General features: G+C 72.0%; 15 protein-coding genes. 5 read left to right on the top strand and 10 right to left on the bottom strand.

From position 1 onward, the window contains the following. Positions 1 to 51: 51 nt before the first annotated feature. Positions 52 to 708 (bottom strand): TetR/AcrR family transcriptional regulator, encoded by a 657-nt coding sequence (locus IE107_RS21750; protein WP_189545510.1) that lies wholly within the window; start codon positions 706 to 708, stop codon positions 52 to 54. Positions 709 to 824: 116 nt separating this feature from the next. On the opposite strand from IE107_RS21750, the gene IE107_RS21745 reads away from it, so the two are divergent. Next, complete coding sequence (locus IE107_RS21745; protein ID WP_189545509.1) at positions 825 to 1,835, top strand: glycoside hydrolase family 113 protein; 1,011 nt, start codon at positions 825 to 827, stop codon at positions 1,833 to 1,835. Positions 1,836 to 1,895: 60 nt separating this feature from the next. Here the strand turns inward: IE107_RS21745 and IE107_RS21740 are convergent, their stop codons facing one another. The 5 genes from IE107_RS21740 to IE107_RS21720 form a co-directional block, all read right to left on the bottom strand. Further along, the gene (locus IE107_RS21740) at positions 1,896 to 2,696 is read right to left on the bottom strand and encodes an SDR family NAD(P)-dependent oxidoreductase (protein WP_189545508.1); all 801 of its coding nucleotides are present in this window, start codon (positions 2,694 to 2,696) and stop codon (positions 1,896 to 1,898) included. Further along, positions 2,693 to 3,856, bottom strand: a complete 1,164-nt coding sequence (locus IE107_RS21735; protein WP_189545568.1) for a serine hydrolase domain-containing protein — start codon at positions 3,854 to 3,856, stop codon at positions 2,693 to 2,695. The genes IE107_RS21740 and IE107_RS21735 overlap by 4 nt, the downstream gene beginning before the upstream one ends. Before the next feature lie 112 nt (positions 3,857 to 3,968). Further along, positions 3,969 to 4,745, bottom strand: coding sequence for an energy-coupling factor ABC transporter ATP-binding protein (locus tag IE107_RS21730; protein WP_189545507.1), 777 nt, complete (start codon positions 4,743 to 4,745; stop codon positions 3,969 to 3,971). Continuing rightward, positions 4,742 to 5,503 (bottom strand): cobalt ECF transporter T component CbiQ, encoded by a 762-nt coding sequence (gene cbiQ, locus IE107_RS21725; RefSeq protein ID WP_189545506.1) that lies wholly within the window; start codon positions 5,501 to 5,503, stop codon positions 4,742 to 4,744. The genes IE107_RS21730 and cbiQ overlap by 4 nt, the downstream gene beginning before the upstream one ends. Position 5,504: 1 nt before the next feature. Further along, positions 5,505 to 6,563, bottom strand: a complete 1,059-nt coding sequence (locus tag IE107_RS21720) for an energy-coupling factor ABC transporter permease (protein ID WP_189545505.1) — start codon at positions 6,561 to 6,563, stop codon at positions 5,505 to 5,507. A gap of 178 nt (positions 6,564 to 6,741) precedes the next feature. Between IE107_RS21720 and IE107_RS21715 the strand changes: the two genes are divergently transcribed. Continuing rightward, entirely contained in the window at positions 6,742 to 7,089 is a 348-nt protein-coding gene (locus IE107_RS21715; RefSeq protein WP_189545504.1) for an SsgA family sporulation/cell division regulator, read from the top strand. 179 nt (positions 7,090 to 7,268) lie between these two features. On the opposite strand, the gene IE107_RS21710 is transcribed toward IE107_RS21715, so the two are convergent. Then, positions 7,269 to 9,485, bottom strand: coding sequence for an MMPL family transporter (locus tag IE107_RS21710; protein ID WP_189545503.1), 2,217 nt, complete (start codon positions 9,483 to 9,485; stop codon positions 7,269 to 7,271). Positions 9,486 to 9,622: 137 nt separating this feature from the next. Then, a complete protein-coding gene (locus tag IE107_RS21705; protein ID WP_189545502.1) occupies positions 9,623 to 10,195 on the bottom strand; it encodes a TetR/AcrR family transcriptional regulator in 573 nt (190 codons plus the stop codon). A 188-nt stretch (positions 10,196 to 10,383) separates the two neighbouring features. Between IE107_RS21705 and IE107_RS21700 the strand changes: the two genes are divergently transcribed. The 3 genes from IE107_RS21700 (at position 10,384) to IE107_RS21690 (ending at position 15,917) form a co-directional block, all read left to right on the top strand. Continuing rightward, positions 10,384 to 13,674 carry a S41 family peptidase gene (locus tag IE107_RS21700; RefSeq protein WP_189545501.1) on the top strand — a complete coding sequence of 1,097 codons (3,291 nt, stop codon included), beginning with the start codon at positions 10,384 to 10,386 and terminating at the stop codon, positions 13,672 to 13,674. A 118-nt stretch (positions 13,675 to 13,792) separates the two neighbouring features. Continuing rightward, complete coding sequence (locus IE107_RS21695) at positions 13,793 to 14,950, top strand: NAD(P)/FAD-dependent oxidoreductase (RefSeq protein ID WP_189545500.1); 1,158 nt, start codon at positions 13,793 to 13,795, stop codon at positions 14,948 to 14,950. 55 nt (positions 14,951 to 15,005) lie between these two features. Further along, positions 15,006 to 15,917 carry an RNA polymerase sigma-70 factor gene (locus IE107_RS21690; protein ID WP_189545499.1) on the top strand — a complete coding sequence of 304 codons (912 nt, stop codon included), beginning with the start codon at positions 15,006 to 15,008 and terminating at the stop codon, positions 15,915 to 15,917. A 6-nt stretch (positions 15,918 to 15,923) separates the two neighbouring features. Here the strand turns inward: IE107_RS21690 and IE107_RS21685 are convergent, their stop codons facing one another. Both IE107_RS21685 and IE107_RS21680 read right to left on the bottom strand, forming a co-directional pair. Continuing rightward, entirely contained in the window at positions 15,924 to 16,364 is a 441-nt protein-coding gene (locus IE107_RS21685) for an ATP-binding protein (RefSeq protein ID WP_229867150.1), read from the bottom strand. Next, positions 16,361 to 16,582, bottom strand: coding sequence for a hypothetical protein (locus tag IE107_RS21680; RefSeq protein WP_189545498.1), 222 nt, complete (start codon positions 16,580 to 16,582; stop codon positions 16,361 to 16,363). The genes IE107_RS21685 and IE107_RS21680 overlap by 4 nt, the downstream gene beginning before the upstream one ends. Between the last annotated feature and the right edge of the window lie 66 nt (positions 16,583 to 16,648).

Genomic DNA, 16,648 nt, shown 5'->3' with positions numbered 1-16,648 from the left:
CACAGATCATGATCTGACACAGCGTCATCCACGGCCTCGGTCGGGTCGACCTCACGGCTGGGTGCGTCGCTCGGCAGCGTCGAACGCGGGCGCGAGCGGGGCCAGCGCCGCGCGGAGCCGGTCGGGCAGTGAGCCGGAGGGCACGACCAGCCCTCCGGCACCGAAACCCTCGGCGGCCCCTGCGTTCCCGGCCGGCCGGAGCCAGCCTTCCAACGCGATGCGAACGGCCGCGGCCACGCTCGCCGCGAGAACGCGGGCCGTGTGCGCTCCGGCGTCACCGAGGCGTTCGGCGATCACCACCGTGAGAGGGGGCTCGATGCCGGCGGTGGCGTCGAGGAACGCGTCGCGCAACGCGGTCCGGGTGGTGATCAGCAGCAGCGCCTCGTGTTCGCGCTCACCGGTGTTCGTGTACTGCTCGACCACTGCTTCGGTGACGGCGTCAGCCAGGCGCACCCCTGCGGGCCGGGCGGCGACCACCGCCGCGATCCGCGCCTCCCGGTCCGCGGTGACGGCGGCGACGATCGCCTGCTCGCGGCTGGCGAAGTAGTTGTTGTAGGTGCGCGGCGAGACTCCGGCTGCCTCGGCGATGTCCTCGACCCGCACATGGTCCGGTCCGCGCTCCACGGCCAGGCGCAGGGCCGCCTCGCGCAGCGCCTCGCGCGTGGCCTGCTTCTTCCGCTCCCGCAGACCTGGTGGTGGTGTCGTCACGGTGTCAGCGTGCCACACAGAACTGCGTGCACGCAAACTTGCGTGCACGCATGTTTCCTGTCAGCCTCGATCCGACCGAGACCGACAGAGAGGGCGGCACCGTGCGAGCAAGAGGAATGACCTACGACACCGGGTTTGTCGTGCACGGTCGGATATCCCGCGAGAACTTCGACCCGGAGGTCGTCCGGCGCGAACTCGCCATCATCCGCGACGACCTGCACTGCAACGCGGTCCAGATCATCGGCGGCGACCCGGACCGACTGGAGCTGGCCGCCGGCGCCGCCGCCGAGCTCGGGCTGGAGGTCTGGTTCTCGCCCTATCCGCTGGAGCTGGACCCGGAGCAGATCCTCACACTCTTCCGCGACTGCGCCGAGCGGGCGGAACGGCTCCGGCGCAACGGCGCCGAGGTCGTGTTCGTCGCAGGTGTGGAGCTGAGCGTGATGAGCCGTGGGTTCCTGCCCGGAGAGAGCCCCGAGGAACGGGTCGAGCAGCTGATGGGCCGGCCCGAACAGCGGGCCGAAGCGATGCGCGGGCTCGGCGTGCGCATCAACGCATTCCTCCGCGACGCCGCGGCCACGGTCCGCGAGCGCTTCCAGGGCGAGCTCACCTACGCGTCCATCCAGTTCGAGCAGGTCGACTGGACTCCCTTCGACTTCGTGACGTACGAGCTGATCCGCTCCGCCGAGGTCGCCGACCGGTTCCGGGACGCGGTACGCACCCTGGCCCGAGGCCCGAAGCCGCTCGCCATCACCGGGTTCGGCACCGCGGCCTACCGCGGCGCGGGAGACCGCGGTGGGCGGGTGCTGGAAGTGGTCGAGTACGACCCGGAGACCAAGGCCCCTGTACGGCTGGACGGCATGTACGAGCGCGACGAGGCCGGCCAGGCCGCGTATCTGAGCGAACTGCTGGAGATCTTCGAGACCGAGGGCGTGAACAGCGCGTTCGTGTTCCTGTTCGCCCTGCCTGGTTACCCGCACCGCCCGGACGGCGACCCCAGGGACGACTTGGACCGGGCCGGCCTGGGCATCGTCAAACTCCTCGAAGGGCGGCGGGGGCAGACCTACCCCGACACGGAATGGGAACCCAAGGCCGCCTTCGCGGCAGTGGCGCAGCGGTATCGGAGGTGAATGGCCTCACGCACGGTGACCACGGGGCGGGCGGGGCGCATGCGTCGGCCACGCGCCGGGTCACTGTTCCGAAACCGCCTGCTGGAAGCCGTAGTTGACGGCCGTCAGCCCGCCGTCCACACGCAGCGTCGTCCCCGTGATCCAGGCCGCGTCGCGCGAGGCGAGGAAGGCGACGGCGGACGCGATGTCCTCCGGCTCGCCGACCCGGCCGAGCGGGTAGAGGCCGCTCACCCGGGACAGTTCCGCGTCCCGGCCCGCCCAGGCGTCCGTGCGGATCGTGCCGGGCGCCACCAGGTTGACGCGTACGCCGCGCGGTCCCGCGTGGCCCGCGAGGGTGCGGGTGAGACTGGCCAGGCCCGCCTTGGCCGCGCTGTAGCCGTGGTTGCCGAAGTCCTGTTCGCCGTTGACCGAGCCGATGTTGACGATCGCGCCCCGGCCGGAGGCCACCAGGTGCGGGAGGGCCGCTCGGGCGCAGCGGTACGGGCCGGTGAGGGTGACGTCCAGGTCGCGCTGCCAGGCCTCGTCGGGCTCGTCCTCGAAGAGCGGGACGTCCCTGGTGCAGGAGTACGCGTTGTTGACCAGCACGTCGAGGGAGCCGAAGGCGGCGACCGCGTGGGCCACCGCCGCCTCGACGGCCGCCCGGTCGGCCACGTCGCAGGCGAGAGCCTCGGCGGCCCCGCCCGTCCCGCGTATCGCCGCGGCGGCCTTCTCGGCGCGGTCCCCGTCCAGGTCGGTGACCAGGACGCGCGCGCCCTCCGCGGCCAGCCGGCGGGCCGTGGCAGCGCCGATGCCCTGGCCCGCCCCGGTGATGAGCACGCCGTATCCGTCGAACCGTGAACCAGCAGAGTGAGGAGGAGTCATAGCGCCGACCGTACTGCCCTGACCAGTGCCTGGGCACGGGGGTCGGCGGTGACTCCCTTCTGCAGACCGTTCGTCACATAGCCCAGTGCGATGCCGGATTCGGGGTCGGCGAAGCCGAGCGAGCCACCCCGGCCGGGGTGACCGAACGAACCGGGGGCGAGCAGCGGGGACGCCGGGCCGTGCAGCATGTACCCCAGGCCGAACCGGGTGTTGACGACCAGGACCCGGTCGGGCCCCGCGGACTCCTCGGTGCGGGCGAGGGTGAGGGTGGCCGGGGCGAACAGGCGGTGCCCGTCGACCGGACCGATCATCGCGGCGTAACAACGGGCCAGCGCACGGGCGGTGGCGATGCCGTTGGAAGCGGGGAGTTCGGCCGCCCGGTAGCCGGGGTCGTTCTCGTCGGGGAGCGGGTCGATGGCGCCGAAGGCGCGGCGGGTGAGGGACTGCGGGTCGCGGTACGCCTCGGCGACGGACCGCTTGGGCCGCACCTTCAGGGTGCCGCCGTTGCCCGCGACGGCGGGCGGCTCGACGGGCCCGATCCGGCCGACCCGGTGCGCCTCGTCCGCCGGGAGGCCGAACCAGAAGTCCAGGCCGAGCGGGCGGGCGATCTCCTCGGCGATCCAGCGGCCGACGGTGCGGCCGGTGACCCGGCGCACCAGTTCGCCGATGAGCCAGCTGTAGGTCTGGGCGTGGTAGCCGTGGTCGGTGCCGGGTTCCCACTGGGGCCGCTGCGCGGCGACGGCCTGTGGACCGGAGATCCCGTCGGCCGCCTCGGAGGGGGTCAGCGGGCGGTCGAGCGCGGTGAGCCCGGCCCGGTGGGACAGGAGGTGGCGGACGAGCACGCGTTCCTTGCCGGCCGCCTTGAACTCGGGCCAGTACGTGCCGACCGGGGCGTCGAGGTCGACCTGGCCGCGCTGGTGCAGCAGCAGCGGTACGGCGGCGGCGATGCCCTTGCCCGCCGAGCGGACGATCTGCACGGTGTCCACGGCCCATGGTTCGGCGCCGTCGACGTCTCTCGTACCGGCCCAGAGGTCGACGACCTTCTGCCCGTCCCGGTAGACCGTGACGGCGGCGCCGCGTTCGCCGCGCTGCTCGAAGTTACGGATGAAGGCATCCCGGACCGGCTCGAATCCGGCCGCCACCGTGCCCCGTACGTCCACGCCTGCTCCTGCGCTCCCGCTCATCCCCCCATGGTGCATCCCGTCGCAGGTGGCGGGTGTGGCGGGTCACCTCATGTTCGCAGTCGCGGAACGTCAACGGACGCGAAAACGCTCACAGTCGCGGAATGGCCGGCGTCACCGAGCGCGGGTCGAAGCCGAAGGGCAGCTCCAGGCGGTGGGCCCGCATCAGCTTCTCGTCGCAGAGCAGGTCCTGGGTGCGGTCGTCGGCGGCGATGACGCCCTCGCTGAGGATCACCGCGCGCGGGCAGAGCTCCAGTGCGTAGGGGAGATCGTGCGTGACCATGAGCACGGTGACGTCCAGGGACCGCAGGATGTCGGCGAGTTCGCGCCGCGAGGCCGGGTCGAGGTTGGAGGACGGCTCGTCCAGGACGAGGATCTCCGGTCGCATGGCGAGGACGGTGGCCACGGCGACGCGGCGGCGCTGGCCGAAGGAGAGGTGGTGCGGCGGCCGGTTCGCGTACTCCTCCATGCCGACCTGCTTCAGGGCCTCGGTGACGCGTTCCTCCAGTTCGGCGCCGCGCAGCCCACAGGCGGCGGGGCCGAAGGCGACGTCCTCGCGGACGGTAGGCATGAAGAGCTGGTCGTCGGGGTCCTGGAAGACGATGCCGACGCGGCGGCGGATCTCGGCGAGATTGCGCTTCTCGACGGGGAGACCCGCGACCCGGACGGTGCCCGCGCCGGCGTCGAGGATGCCGTTGAGGTGGAGCACGAGGGTGGTCTTGCCGGCGCCGTTGGGGCCGAGCAGGGCGACCCGCTCGCCCCGGCCGACCGTGAGGTCCACCCCGAAGAGCGCCTGGTGGCCGTCGGGGTAGGCGTAGGCGAGGCCGTTGACTTCCAGGGACGGCGCGGGGGCGGTGGGCTGGCTCATAGGGTCCATCCCAGCAGACAGACGGCGAGGGCGAGCACGGGGAGTACGGCTGCGTGGACCCACTGGGTCCGGGAGGCCGTCACCTCGTCGATCACCGGCATGGCACCGGCGTAGCCGCGGCTGACCATGGCGAGGTGGACGCGTTCGCCGCGCTCGTACGACCTGATGAAGAGCGCGCCCGCCGACTTGGCCAGGACACCCCACTGCCGCACGCCGCGCGCCTCGAAGCCCCGGGAGCGGCGGGCGATCGACATCCGGCGCATCTCGTCGGTGATCACGTCGCCGTACCGGATCATGAAGGAGGCGATCTGGACGAGCAGCGGCGGCAGTTTGAGCCGCTGGAGGCCGAGCAGCAGCGCGCGCAGTTCGGTGGTGGAGGCGAGGAGCACGGACGCGGCGACGCCGAGGGTGCCCTTGGCGAGGACGTTCCAGGCGCCCCAGAGGCCGGGGACGCTGACGGAGAGGCCGAGGAGCTGGGTCTGCTCGCCGGGCACCACGAACGGCATGAGCAGCGCGAACGCGACGAACGGCACCTCGATGAGCAGCCGTTTGAGCAGGAAGCCCGCCGGGATGCGGGCGAGCGCGGTGACCGCGCCGAGCAGCACCGCGTACAGCCCGAACGCCCATACCGACTCGCGCGGTGTCGAGACGACGACCACGACGAAGCAGAAGGCGGCGGCGATCTTGCAGTGCGGCGGCAGGTCGTGGACGGGCGAGTGGCCGTGCCGGTAGAGCTTGTGTGCGTGCCCGGCGCCCATGTCAGACGGATTCCTTGTCGCGCGTGGTGTCCGTGGGGGCGTCCGGCGTGCGACGGCGGCGGACCACGAAGAAGACCCCGCTGCCGGCCACGACCGTGGCGCCGACGCCGATCACTCCGGCGAGGCCGCCGGAGATCCGGGCGTCGGAGACGTCCTTGACGCCGTAGTCGGCGAGCGGGGAGTCCTTGGCCGCGTGTTCCTCGGTCTTCTTGTCGATGCCCTGGTCGGCGGCGACCTTCTCCAGGCCGTCGGGGCTGGCGGAGGCGTAGTAGGAGACGAAGCCCGCCAGGACGAGGGCGGTGACCAGGCCGGTGGCCCAGATGCCCCGGTGGGAGCGGGCGGCGGCCGGGGCGGCCGGCTGCCGGGCGGGGGCGTCGACGAGTTCGCCGTCGACCCGGAGCTTGAGCGAGGAGGTGAGCCCGCGGGCGCCGTGGACCAGGTCGGGGCGTACGGCGATGACGGCACCGACGGTCAGCGCGGTGATCACGGCCTCGCCGATGCCGATCAGGACGTGGACCCCGACCATCGCGGTGAAGACCTTGCCGATCGGGATGTCGGTGGTGCCGCCGATCCAGTAGATCAGCGTGAAGGCGCAGGCCGCGGCCGGCACGGAGACCAGGGCGGCGACGAAGGACGCGACGGTCACGGAGCGGCGGGTCTTCGGCAGCACCCCGAGCAGCCCGCGGAAGAGGGCGTACGCGACGACGGTGGTGGCGATGCCCATGTCGAGCACGTTCACGCCGAGCGCGGTGAGGCCGCCGTCGGCGAAGAGGATGCCCTGCATGAGCAGGACGACGGTGACGCAGAGCACACCGGTGTACGGCCCGACCAGGATCGCCGCCAGCGCCCCGCCCAGCAGATGCCCGCTGGTGCCCGCCGCGACCGGGAAGTTGAGCATCTGCACGGCGAAGATGAACGCGGCGACGAGACCGGCGAGCGGCGCGGTGCGCTCGTCCAGCTCGCGCCGGGCGCCCCGCAGGCTGACGGCGACCGCACCGGCCGCGACGACTCCGGCGGCGGCGGAGACGGGCGCGTCGATGAATCCGTCGGGTACATGCATGGGGGGCTCCGCTTCCTGCGGTCCTGCGTTGCTGCGGACAATGTCGTGAACCGCTCAATGATAGGACCTTGTTGCAAACACCTCGCAAGAGCGACTGCGTCACAACTGCCGCTCGTGCTGTTTGCGGAAAATATGGGACATTGGAGGGCGAAGCAGTACGCACAGGAGGAGTCGTTCCATGCCCCCCGTGATCCATGAACAGGCAGATGCCTGGCTCGTCAACGACACCCCCGACCTCCCCGCCGTCCCGGTCGACCTGCTGTACGACTCCGAAAAGGACCCGCGCGCCGTCCACGTCGCCTTCCCCGGTGGCGACGAATGGGCCTTCGACCGCGATCTGCTGGAGGGCGGGCTGCACTCCCCCACCGAGCGCGGCGGCGTCCGTGTATGGCCCTGCGGACGGACGCAGCTGGTCGTGGAGGTCCATTCGAAGGAGGGTGTGGAGGTGGTGCAGTTCGACAGCGCGCCGCTGGTCCGCTTTCTGCACCGCACACACACCGAGAGCGCCAGACCCGCGCACGCGTGACGAAGGCGCACACCCCGCCCGCATGACAGAAGCCCCCGTACGGCAGCAGACCCGTACGGGGGCTTCTCATTGCCCCGGCCCCGTCCCCCACAGGCAACCGGCGCGTCCGGGGCCGCGCCCCGCTCAGGCGCGGACCCCGCAGGCCCTTCCACGGCCCGGCAGGCCCCGGACCGGGCGGCTCAGACCCGGGCCAGCTCGCGCTCGCCCCCGGCGTCGCCGCCGGGCGTCTCGTCGAGCTGCTCGCGCAGCCCCTCGCCCTCCACGTCCACGTTCGGCAGGATCCGGTCCAGCCAGCGCGGCAGCGCCCAGGCGCGGCGGCCGAGCAGGGCCAGGACCGCGGGCACGATCGCCATCCGGACCACGAAGGCGTCGAAGAAGACGGCGATGGCGAGCGAGAAGCCGATCATCTTGACCATCTGCTCGCTGGAGCCGATGAAGCCCGCGAAGACCGCCATCATGATCACGGCCGCGGCCGTGACGACCCGTGCGCCGTGCCGGAAGCCGGTGACGATCGCCTGGCCGGGCTTCTCGCCGTGGATGTACGCCTCGCGCATCCGGGTGACCAGGAAGACCTCGTAGTCCATCGCGAGGCCGAAGACCACGCCCACCATGAAGATCGGCATCATCGACATGATCGGACCGGTCTGCTCCACCCCGAAGAGCGAGCCGAGCCAGCCCCACTGGAAGACCGCGACGACCGCGCCCAGGGCCGCGACGACCGAGAGCAGGAAGCCCAGGGCCGCCTTCAGCGGCACCAGCACCGACCGGAAGACCACCATCAGCAGCAGGAAGGCGAGTCCGACCACGAGCGCCAGATACGGCAGCAGCGCGTCGTTCATCTTCTGCGAGAAGTCGATGTTCATCGCGGTGGAGCCGGTGACCAGGACCTCGGCGCCGGTGTCGGACTCGATGTCCTTGCCCGCGTCACGGATCGCGTGGACCACGTTCTCCGTATCGACGGAGCTCGGCCGGTCCTTCGGGACGACGGTGATCATCGCGGTGTCGCCGGCCTTGTTGAACTGGGCCGGGGTGACGGCGACGACGCCCTTCATGCCGGAGATCTCGTCGGAGACCTGCTTGGCGGCGGCCTTGCCGTCGGAGCTGTCCGCGGTGTCGACGACGACCATCAGCGGCCCGTTGAAGCCCGGGCCGAAGCCCTCGGAGAGCAGGTCGTAGGCGCGCCGCTGGGTGGTGCTGGTGGGCTGGGAGCCGTCGTCGGGCAGGCCCATCTCCAGGGACGCGGCCGGTACGGCGACCGTGCCGAGGCCGATGACGCCGACCAGCAGCACCCACACCGGCTTGCGCAGCACGAACCGCGCCCAGCGGGTGCCCATGTTCGGCTTGCCCTCGGTCCCGGCCGGGACCTCGGCCGCCTTGCGCGCCTTGCGTCCCAGGACCCGCTTCCCGGCGAAGCCCAGCACCGCCGGGACCAGGGTGAGTGCGATGAGGACGGCGATCGCGACCGTGCCGGCCGCGGCGAAGCCCATCTTCGACAGCATCGGGATGTTCACGACGGCGAGGCCGACCAGCGCGATGACGACGGTGAGACCGGCGAAGACGACCGCGGAGCCCGCCGTGCCGACGGCCCGTCCGGCCGCTTCCTCGCCCTCGCGGCCCTCGGCCAGCTCGGCGCGGTAGCGAGAGACGATGAACAGCGCGTAGTCGATGCCGACCGCGAGGCCGATCATCATCGCGAGGGTGGCGGTGGTGGAGCCCAGGTCCAGTACGTTCGCCAGCGCGGTGATCGTGGAGACGCCGATGCCGACCCCGATCAGGGCGGTGAGCAGCGGCAGCCCGGCGGCGATCAGCGAGCCGAAGGTGATGACCAGCACCACCGCGGCGATGGCGATACCGATGATCTCGGTGGCTCCGGTCTCCGGGATCACCATGAGCGCGTCACCGCCGATCTCCACGGTCATCCCGCTCTTCTGCGCCGCGTGGCCCGCGTCCTGCAGGGCCTCCCGGGTCTCGTCGGTCAGCTCCATCGAGTTGACCTTGTAGGAGACCGAGACGTACGCGGTCGAGCCGTTCTTGCTGACGGCGCCCGCGGTGTACGGGTCGGTGACCGAGGCGATCTGGTCCGAGCCGGACTTCAGCTCGCCGATGACCTTGTCGACCTCGGCCTTGTTCGCCGGGTCGGTCATCTTCTCGCCGCCGGGGGCCTTGAAGACGACCCGGGCGCTCGCGCCGTCGGCACTGGCCCCGGGGAAGCGCTGTTCCAGCAGGTCGAAGGCGCGCTGCGCCTCCGTGCCCGGGATCGAGAAGGAGCTGGAGGTGGCGGTGGACGCGGAGGCCGCGCCGAATCCGGCGAGCGCCAGCAGTGCCACCCAGATCAGGGCGACATAGCGGCGGCGCCGGAAGGACAGCCGTCCGAGTTTGTAGAGGAATGTGGCCACGGAGGGGTACTCCCGGGTCGGGTCGTGAGTGGAAAAGGGCGTGAGGAACCAGCCCGACGACGAGAGCGGCGTGTCAGGTGGGGCTTGGGGAGGGGGCCGTGCGGGTGGGAACGGGCCGCGCGGGGCGGTCCGGGGGGTCAGACTCCGAGTGCGGGGAGAACCACGGAGTCGAAGTAGTCGATGAGGAACGCCTGGTCGACCGTGCGGTCCTCGACCAGCTGCCGGGCGGCGAAGGCGCCGACCACCATGTGCGACACGTATTTCAGCGCCGGGTTGTCCGGACGCACCTCGCCCCGGTCCACGGCTCGGCGCAGCATCAGGTCGAGGCCGGTCATCTCCGGCTCGATGAGCAGTTCGCGCAGGGCCTGGTGGAGATCGGGATTCTCGTGGACGGCATGGGTCAGCCCCCGCATCAGCGCGGAGTCCTTCTCCATCTGGCAGTCGTCGGTACCGCTCAGCACGGCGTGGAAGTCGCCGCGCAGCGATCCGGTGTCGATCTCCGCGAGGGTGACCGGCTTGTTGTGCCGCAGGGCCTTGACGACCAGCTCGGGCTTGCTCCCCCACTGGCGGTAGAGGGTCGCCTTGCTGGAACGGGTGCGCGCGGCGACGGCGTCCATGGTCAGGGCGTCGTAACCGACTTCACGGAGCAGGTCGAGCACGGCTGCGTACAGCTCGCTCTCGCGCTCGGGCGTGAGCCGGGTGCGTGCCATGTCGATCTCCTGTTCCGGTGCTCGTACTTCTGCTGCTCGTACGCCAGTCAATCGAACGAAACTGTTTCGTACACATCGACCGTACCCCGACCGCCGAGCGAAACGAAATCGTTTCGCTTGTGTTCCGCGCCACAACTGGTATCGCACCACGAGTTGCCGGGGCCCTCCGGCGCGGAAAGCATTGGAGGGTGAGTGACGACGTCGCGTATCTCCGTTTCCCGCACCTCCACGACGACCTGCTCTGCTTCGCGGCCGAGGACGACCTGTGGGTCGCCCCCCTCACGCCCGAGGGAGAGCGGCCCGGCCGCGCCTGGCGGCTGACCATCGACCGGACCCGGGTCAGCCACCCGCGCTTCTCCCCCGACGGCAGCCGGATCGCGTACACCACCTGGCGCACCCTCGACCCCGAGATCCATCTCGCACCGGTCGACGGCGGCCCGGCCCGCCGGCTCACCTACTGGGGCTCGACGGACACCCGGGTCTGCAGCTGGACCCCCGACCCCGAGGACTCCGCCCACATCCTCGCGGTCTCCTCGCACAACCAGCCGTTCTCGCACGTCTCCTGGGCCTACAGCGTCCCCACCGACGGCAGCCCCGGCGGCAAGCTGCCCTGGGGCCCGGTCTCCGACATCGCGGTCGCCGACATCGACGGCGAGCGGCGCACCCTGCTCCTCACCGGCACGCCCCCGCACGAACCCGCCGCCTGGAAGCGGTACCGGGGCGGCGCGACCGGCCGGCTCTGGCTGCACGGCAAGCGGCTGCTCCCGGACATCGGCGGCCATCTCGCCTCCCCGATGTTCGTCGCCGGCCGGATCGCCTTCCTCTCCGACCACGAGGGCGTCGGCAATCTCTACTCCTGCCGCCCCGACGGCACCGACCTGCGCCGCCACACCGACCACGACGCCTTCTACGCCCGGCACGCCTCCAGCGACGGCCACCGGATCGTCTACCAGTGCGCGGGCGATCTCTGGCTGGTGGACGACCTGGCCTCGCCGGACGCGGTCCCGCGGAAGCTCGCCGTCCGGCTCGGCGGCCCGCGCACCGGACGGCGCGTCCACCAGGTCCCGGCCGCCAGCAACATCGACTCGCTCTCCGTGGACGAGACGGGCCGGGCCAGCGCCGTCACCGTACGCGGCAGCCTGTACTGGCTCACCCACCGCGACGGCCCCGCCCGCACCATCGCCGACACCCCCGGGGTCCGGGTCCGGCTGCCCGAGATGCTCGGCAGCGGCGGCCAGGTCGCCTACGTCACGGACGCCGACGGCGAGGACGCGATCGAGATCGCCTACCTGCCGCGCGCCAGCGGCGACCGCGCACCGCGCCGGCTGGCCTCCGGACAGCTCGGCCGGGTCCACGAGCTGATCGCCGACCCGGACGGCGAGCGGCTGGCCATCGCGACGAACGACGGACGGCTGCTGCTCCTGGACACCGACGAGGAGCTCTCCACCGGGGAGCCCACCGAGCTGATCCGCTCCATCAACGGCCCGGTCCGCGACCTGGCGTTCTCCCCGGACGGCGCCTGGCTGACCTGGTCGCACCCCGGCATCGGCCGCTCGCTGCGCCAGATCAAGCTGGCCCGCATCCTGGGCACCGGCTCGCCCGTGATCGTCGATGTCACCAACGGCCGCTTCGAGGACGAGAACCCCGTCTTCACGGGCGACGGACGCTATCTCGCCTTCCTCTCCTGGCGCGGCTTCGACCCGGTCTACGACGTCCACACCGGCGACCTCTCCTTTCCCCTGGGCTGCCGCCCCTACCTGGTGCCGCTCTCCTCCGCCACCCCCTCCCCGTTCGCCCTGTCCCCGGAGGGGCGCCCGGCGGCGGGCGGACTCGACCCGGCCGACGACATTCCCGAAGCCGTCACGGGCGAGGGCCCCTCGACGGTCACCGTCGAGTTCGAGGGCCTGGAGAGCCGGGTGACGCCCTTCCCGGTCTCCGCGTCCAAGTACTCCGCCCTGCACCCGGTGAGCGGCGGCGGGCTGGTCTGGCTGCGCTGGCCGATCTCCGGCGCGCTCGGCGAGACCTTCGCCAACCCGGCGGACATGTCGGGCCGGCCCACCCTCGAACACTTCAACATCGTCAAGGCCAGGAAGACCGAACTGGTCGGCCATCTCGACTGGTTCGCGGTCAGCGGCGACGCGACCCGGCTGGTCGTCATGGACGAGGGCGAGCTGCGCGCCGTCCCCGCCACCGAGCCCGCCGACAGCGACTCGACGGTCTACCTCGACCTGCGCCGCATCCTGCACGAGGTCGACCCGGCGGCGGAGTGGCGCCAGGCGTACGAGGAGGGCGGCCGCATCATCCGCTCCTACTTCTGGGACCCGGACATGTCCGGCATCGACTGGACGGCCGTGCTCGACCAGTACCGCCCGCTGGTCGAACGGGTCGCCTCCCCCGACGAGTTCGCCGACCTGATGCGCGAGGTCCTGGGCGAACTGGGCACCTCCCACGCGTACGTGACCCCCGCCCGCCGCAACGAGGGCCCGCCGCACTACCAGCGGGCGATCGGCCTGCTCGGCGCGAACCTGGTGTGCCGGGACGGCGACTGGACGATCCGGCGCATCCTGCCCGGCGACTCCTCCGACTCCAAGGCCCGCTCCCCGCTGGCCGGTACGGGCGTCCGGGAGGGCGCCGTCCTCACCCATGTCGACGGACGCCCCGTCGACCCGGTCGCCGGCCCGTACCCCCTCCTCACCGCGGCGGGCGGCACCACGGTCGAGCTCACCTTCCGCCCGGCCGGGGACGGGAGCCTCCCCCGCCGCGTCGCCGTCGTACCCCTGGTCGACGAGCGGCCGCTGCGCTACCAGGACTGGGTGTCCAAACGCCGGGAGGTCGTACGGGAGCTGAGCGGCGGCAAGTGCGGCTATCTGCACATCCCCGACATGGGCGGATCGGGCTGGGCCCAGTTCAACCGGGACCTGCGCCTGGAGGTGTCGCGGCCGGCCCTGATCGTCGACGTGCGCGGCAACGCGGGCGGCCACATCAGCGAGCTGGTGGTCGAGAAGCTGACCCGCACCATCCTCGGCTGGGACCTGACCCGCAACGCCCAGCCGGTCAGCTACGCCTCCAACGCCCCGCGCGGCCCGGTGGTCGCCCTGGCCGACGAGGCGACCTCCTCCGACGGCGACATGATCACCGCCGCGTTCCGCCTGCTGAAGCTCGGCCCGGTGGTGGGCCAGCGGACCTGGGGCGGCGTCGTCGGCATGACCGGCCGGACCAGGCTGGGCGACGGCACGGTGATCACGGTGCCGATGAACGCGGCCTGGTTCGACACCTACGGCTGGTCCATCGAGAACCACGGCGTCGAACCGGACCTGGAGGCCCTGCGCACCCCCCTCGACTGGGCGGAGGGCCGGTACGCGGTGCTGGACGACGCGGTACGGGTGGCCCTGGACCTGCTGGCCGCCCAGCCGGCTGCGACCCCGCCGACGTACGACGACGTCCCGGACCGGCGGCGTCCGCCCTTGCCGCCGCGGTAGTACGGGGTGGGCACGGGCCGCCCCCGCGCCCTCGCGAGTGATCTGCCTCACGCCGCGTCACAGCACTCCACCGTCCGGTGTCTTGATGCCGAAACCGGGCAACGGACGGAGAGAGATCATGGACAGGAACACCGATGTCGTCGTCATCGGCGGGGGTTACGCGGGCGTCACCGCGGCCAACCGGCTGGCGCACGACGAAGGCGTGAAGGTGACGCTGATCAACCCGCGCCCCGACTTCGTCGAGCGCATCCGCCTGCACCAGCTGGTCGGCGGCAACCATGACGCGGTCGTCGACTACGGGGAGGTCCTGGCCGGGAACATCCGGCTGGTGGTCGACAGCGTCGCGACGATCGACGCGGCCGGGCGCCGCCTGGAACTGACGAGCGGCGACACGGTCGGCTACGACTACCTGATCTACGCGGTGGGCAGCGGCAGCGCCGAACCGGACGTGCCCGGCGCGGCGGAGTTCGCCCACCCGATCGCCACCCTGGAGGAGGCGCGGCGGCTGCGTCCGGTCCTCGCCGCCGCACCCGCGACGGCCCCGGTGACCGTCGTCGGCTCCGGCCCGACCGGCATCGAGACCGCCGCCGAACTGGCGGAGGACGGCCGCGCCGTGACCCTGATCTGCGGCCAGGAACTCGGCCCGTATCTGCACCCCCGGGGCCGCCGCTCGGTCGCCCGGACCCTCGCCGGACTCGGCGTGACCGTGGTCGAGGGCCCCGGCGCGAGGGTGGCAGCCGTGACCGGCGACGCCGTACGGCTCGACGACGGCCGCGAACTCCCCAGCAAGGTCACCGTCTGGGCTGCCGGATTCGGCGTACCGGACCTGGCCGCCCGCAGCGGGCTGAGCACCGACGCCGTGGGCCGCCTGCTCACGGATGGGACGCTGACGAGCGTGGACGACGCGCGGATCATCGCGGCCGGGGACGCGGCGGCACCGGTGGACGTGCCGTTCCGGATGAGCTGCCAGGCCGCGGGCCAGCTGGGCGCGCGCGCCGCCCGCACGGTGCTCAGCCGGATCGCGGGCGAGCGACCCGCGCCCCTCAAGGTGCGGTTCGCCGGCCAGTGCCTCAGCCTGGGCCGCCGCGCCGGAATCTTCCAGTTCGCCACCATGAACGACCACGCGATCCCGGTGCTCCTGACCGGCAGCCCCGGTGGGAAGCTCAAGGAGTTCGTCTGCAGGACCACCGTCAAGCAGTTGGCGAACGAGGCGCACAAGAACGGCCCGCGCCCCGCACACGACAAGGCACCGGCCGCCGCCGGACAAACGGCCTGAGGACCGGAATCCGATAGCCGACAACCGATAGCCGACAGCCGCAGAGAGGCCAGCCGTGAACGACGACCACGACGAGCGCGCCACCACCGACCCGGCGACCGAGGCCTTCGTCGCCCACCGCAACCTCCTCTTCACCGTCGCCTACGAGATGCTCGGATCGGCGGCCGACGCGGAGGACGTCCTCCAGGAGACCTGGCTGCGGTGGGTCGAGGTCGATCCGGAACAGGTCCGCGACCCGCGCGCCTACCTGGTCCGGATCACCACCCGCCAGGCGCTCAACCGGCTGCGCACGCTGTCGCGCCGCAAGGAGGCGTACGTCGGCCCCTGGCTTCCCGAACCCGTGCTCACCTCGCCGGACGTGGCCGAAGATGTCGAACTCGCCGAAAGCGTGTCGATGGCCCTGATGCTCGTCCTGGAAACCCTGTCGCCGACGGAGCGCGCAGTCTTCGTGCTGCGGGAGGTCTTCGACGTCGACTACGACGAGATCGCCGCCGCCGTCGACAAGAGCCCGGCAGCCGTCCGCCAGATCGCCCACCGCGCCCGTCGGCACGTCGACGCCCGCCGCCCCCGCGCGGCGGTCTCGGCGAGCGTCTCCCGGGCGGCGGTGGATTCGTTCCGGCGCGCCCTGGAGACCGGGGACCTCCAGGGCCTCCTCGACGTACTCGCCCCCGACGTCGTCCTCCTCGGCGACGGCGGCGGCATCAAGCAGGCAGCCCGACGGCCGATCATCGGCGCCGACAAGGTGGCCCGCTACCTCATCGGCAGCTCCGGCAAGACCACCGCCACGATCACCATCAGCCCCACCCCGGTCAACGGCAACCCGGCGTTCGTGCTGCGCCTGGACGACGAGATCGACGGCGTCGTGGCGTTCCGGATCGAGGACACCCTCATCACCGGCCTCTACTACGTACGCAACCCGGAGAAACTGACCCGCGTCGAGTCCGAGACCCCGCTCACCCTGCACTGACCTCCTTCACCTGTCCGCCCCTCGCCCCCACGGGCCCGAGGGGCGGACCGCCGCCTTGGGCCCCCGCCGGGCGGGCGCCCGCAGCTCGCACCAGACCGTCTTCCCGTACGGCCCCTGCTCGACGCCCCACCGCAGCGCCAGCGCGTCCACGAGCACCAGCCCCCGCCCCGACTCGTCGCCGGGACCGGCGGTGCGCTGCGTCGGCCAGGCGCACGGCTCGGGATCGCTCAGCTCGACCCTGACCCGGCCGGTGCACGTACCGCTGACCCGGAGCGTGACCGGCGTCCCCTCCCCGAGGTGCACGATCACATTGGTCAGCAACTCGCTGACACAGAGCAGCAGCTCGGGCGAATCCACACCCCCGCACCGCTCCCGCAGGGTGTGCCGCATCTCCGGTACGGCCTTCGGCACGGCGAGCAGATCCACCGTGAACGGCAGCGGAGTCATCCACCGGCCGCCGAACGCAGCACCTCGGCCATCCGGCGCGCGGTCGCCACATCGCAGTTCCCGAGCGCCACCAGCGGCGGCCGGGTCGTCCTCGCGGCGAGGGTCAGCGGATCGACCCCGAGCGACGGCAGAGCGATGCCGTGCACGGCGAGCGCGGCACGGAGCGCGTCGATGTCCGGGCCGATGTCGTGGGCGGCGAGGTCGTACGTGTCGTCCATGGGGGGAAGTCCACCTTTCGTTGCCGACTGTGACGAACGCCTCACACGCTGCCGCATCGGCCTCTA

Origin of the sequence: Streptomyces gelaticus (assembly GCF_014649535.1) — a bacterium.
GTDB lineage: Bacteria > Actinomycetota > Actinomycetes > Streptomycetales > Streptomycetaceae > Streptomyces > Streptomyces gelaticus.
This window is presented reverse-complemented; position numbering and strand designations above follow the sequence as displayed.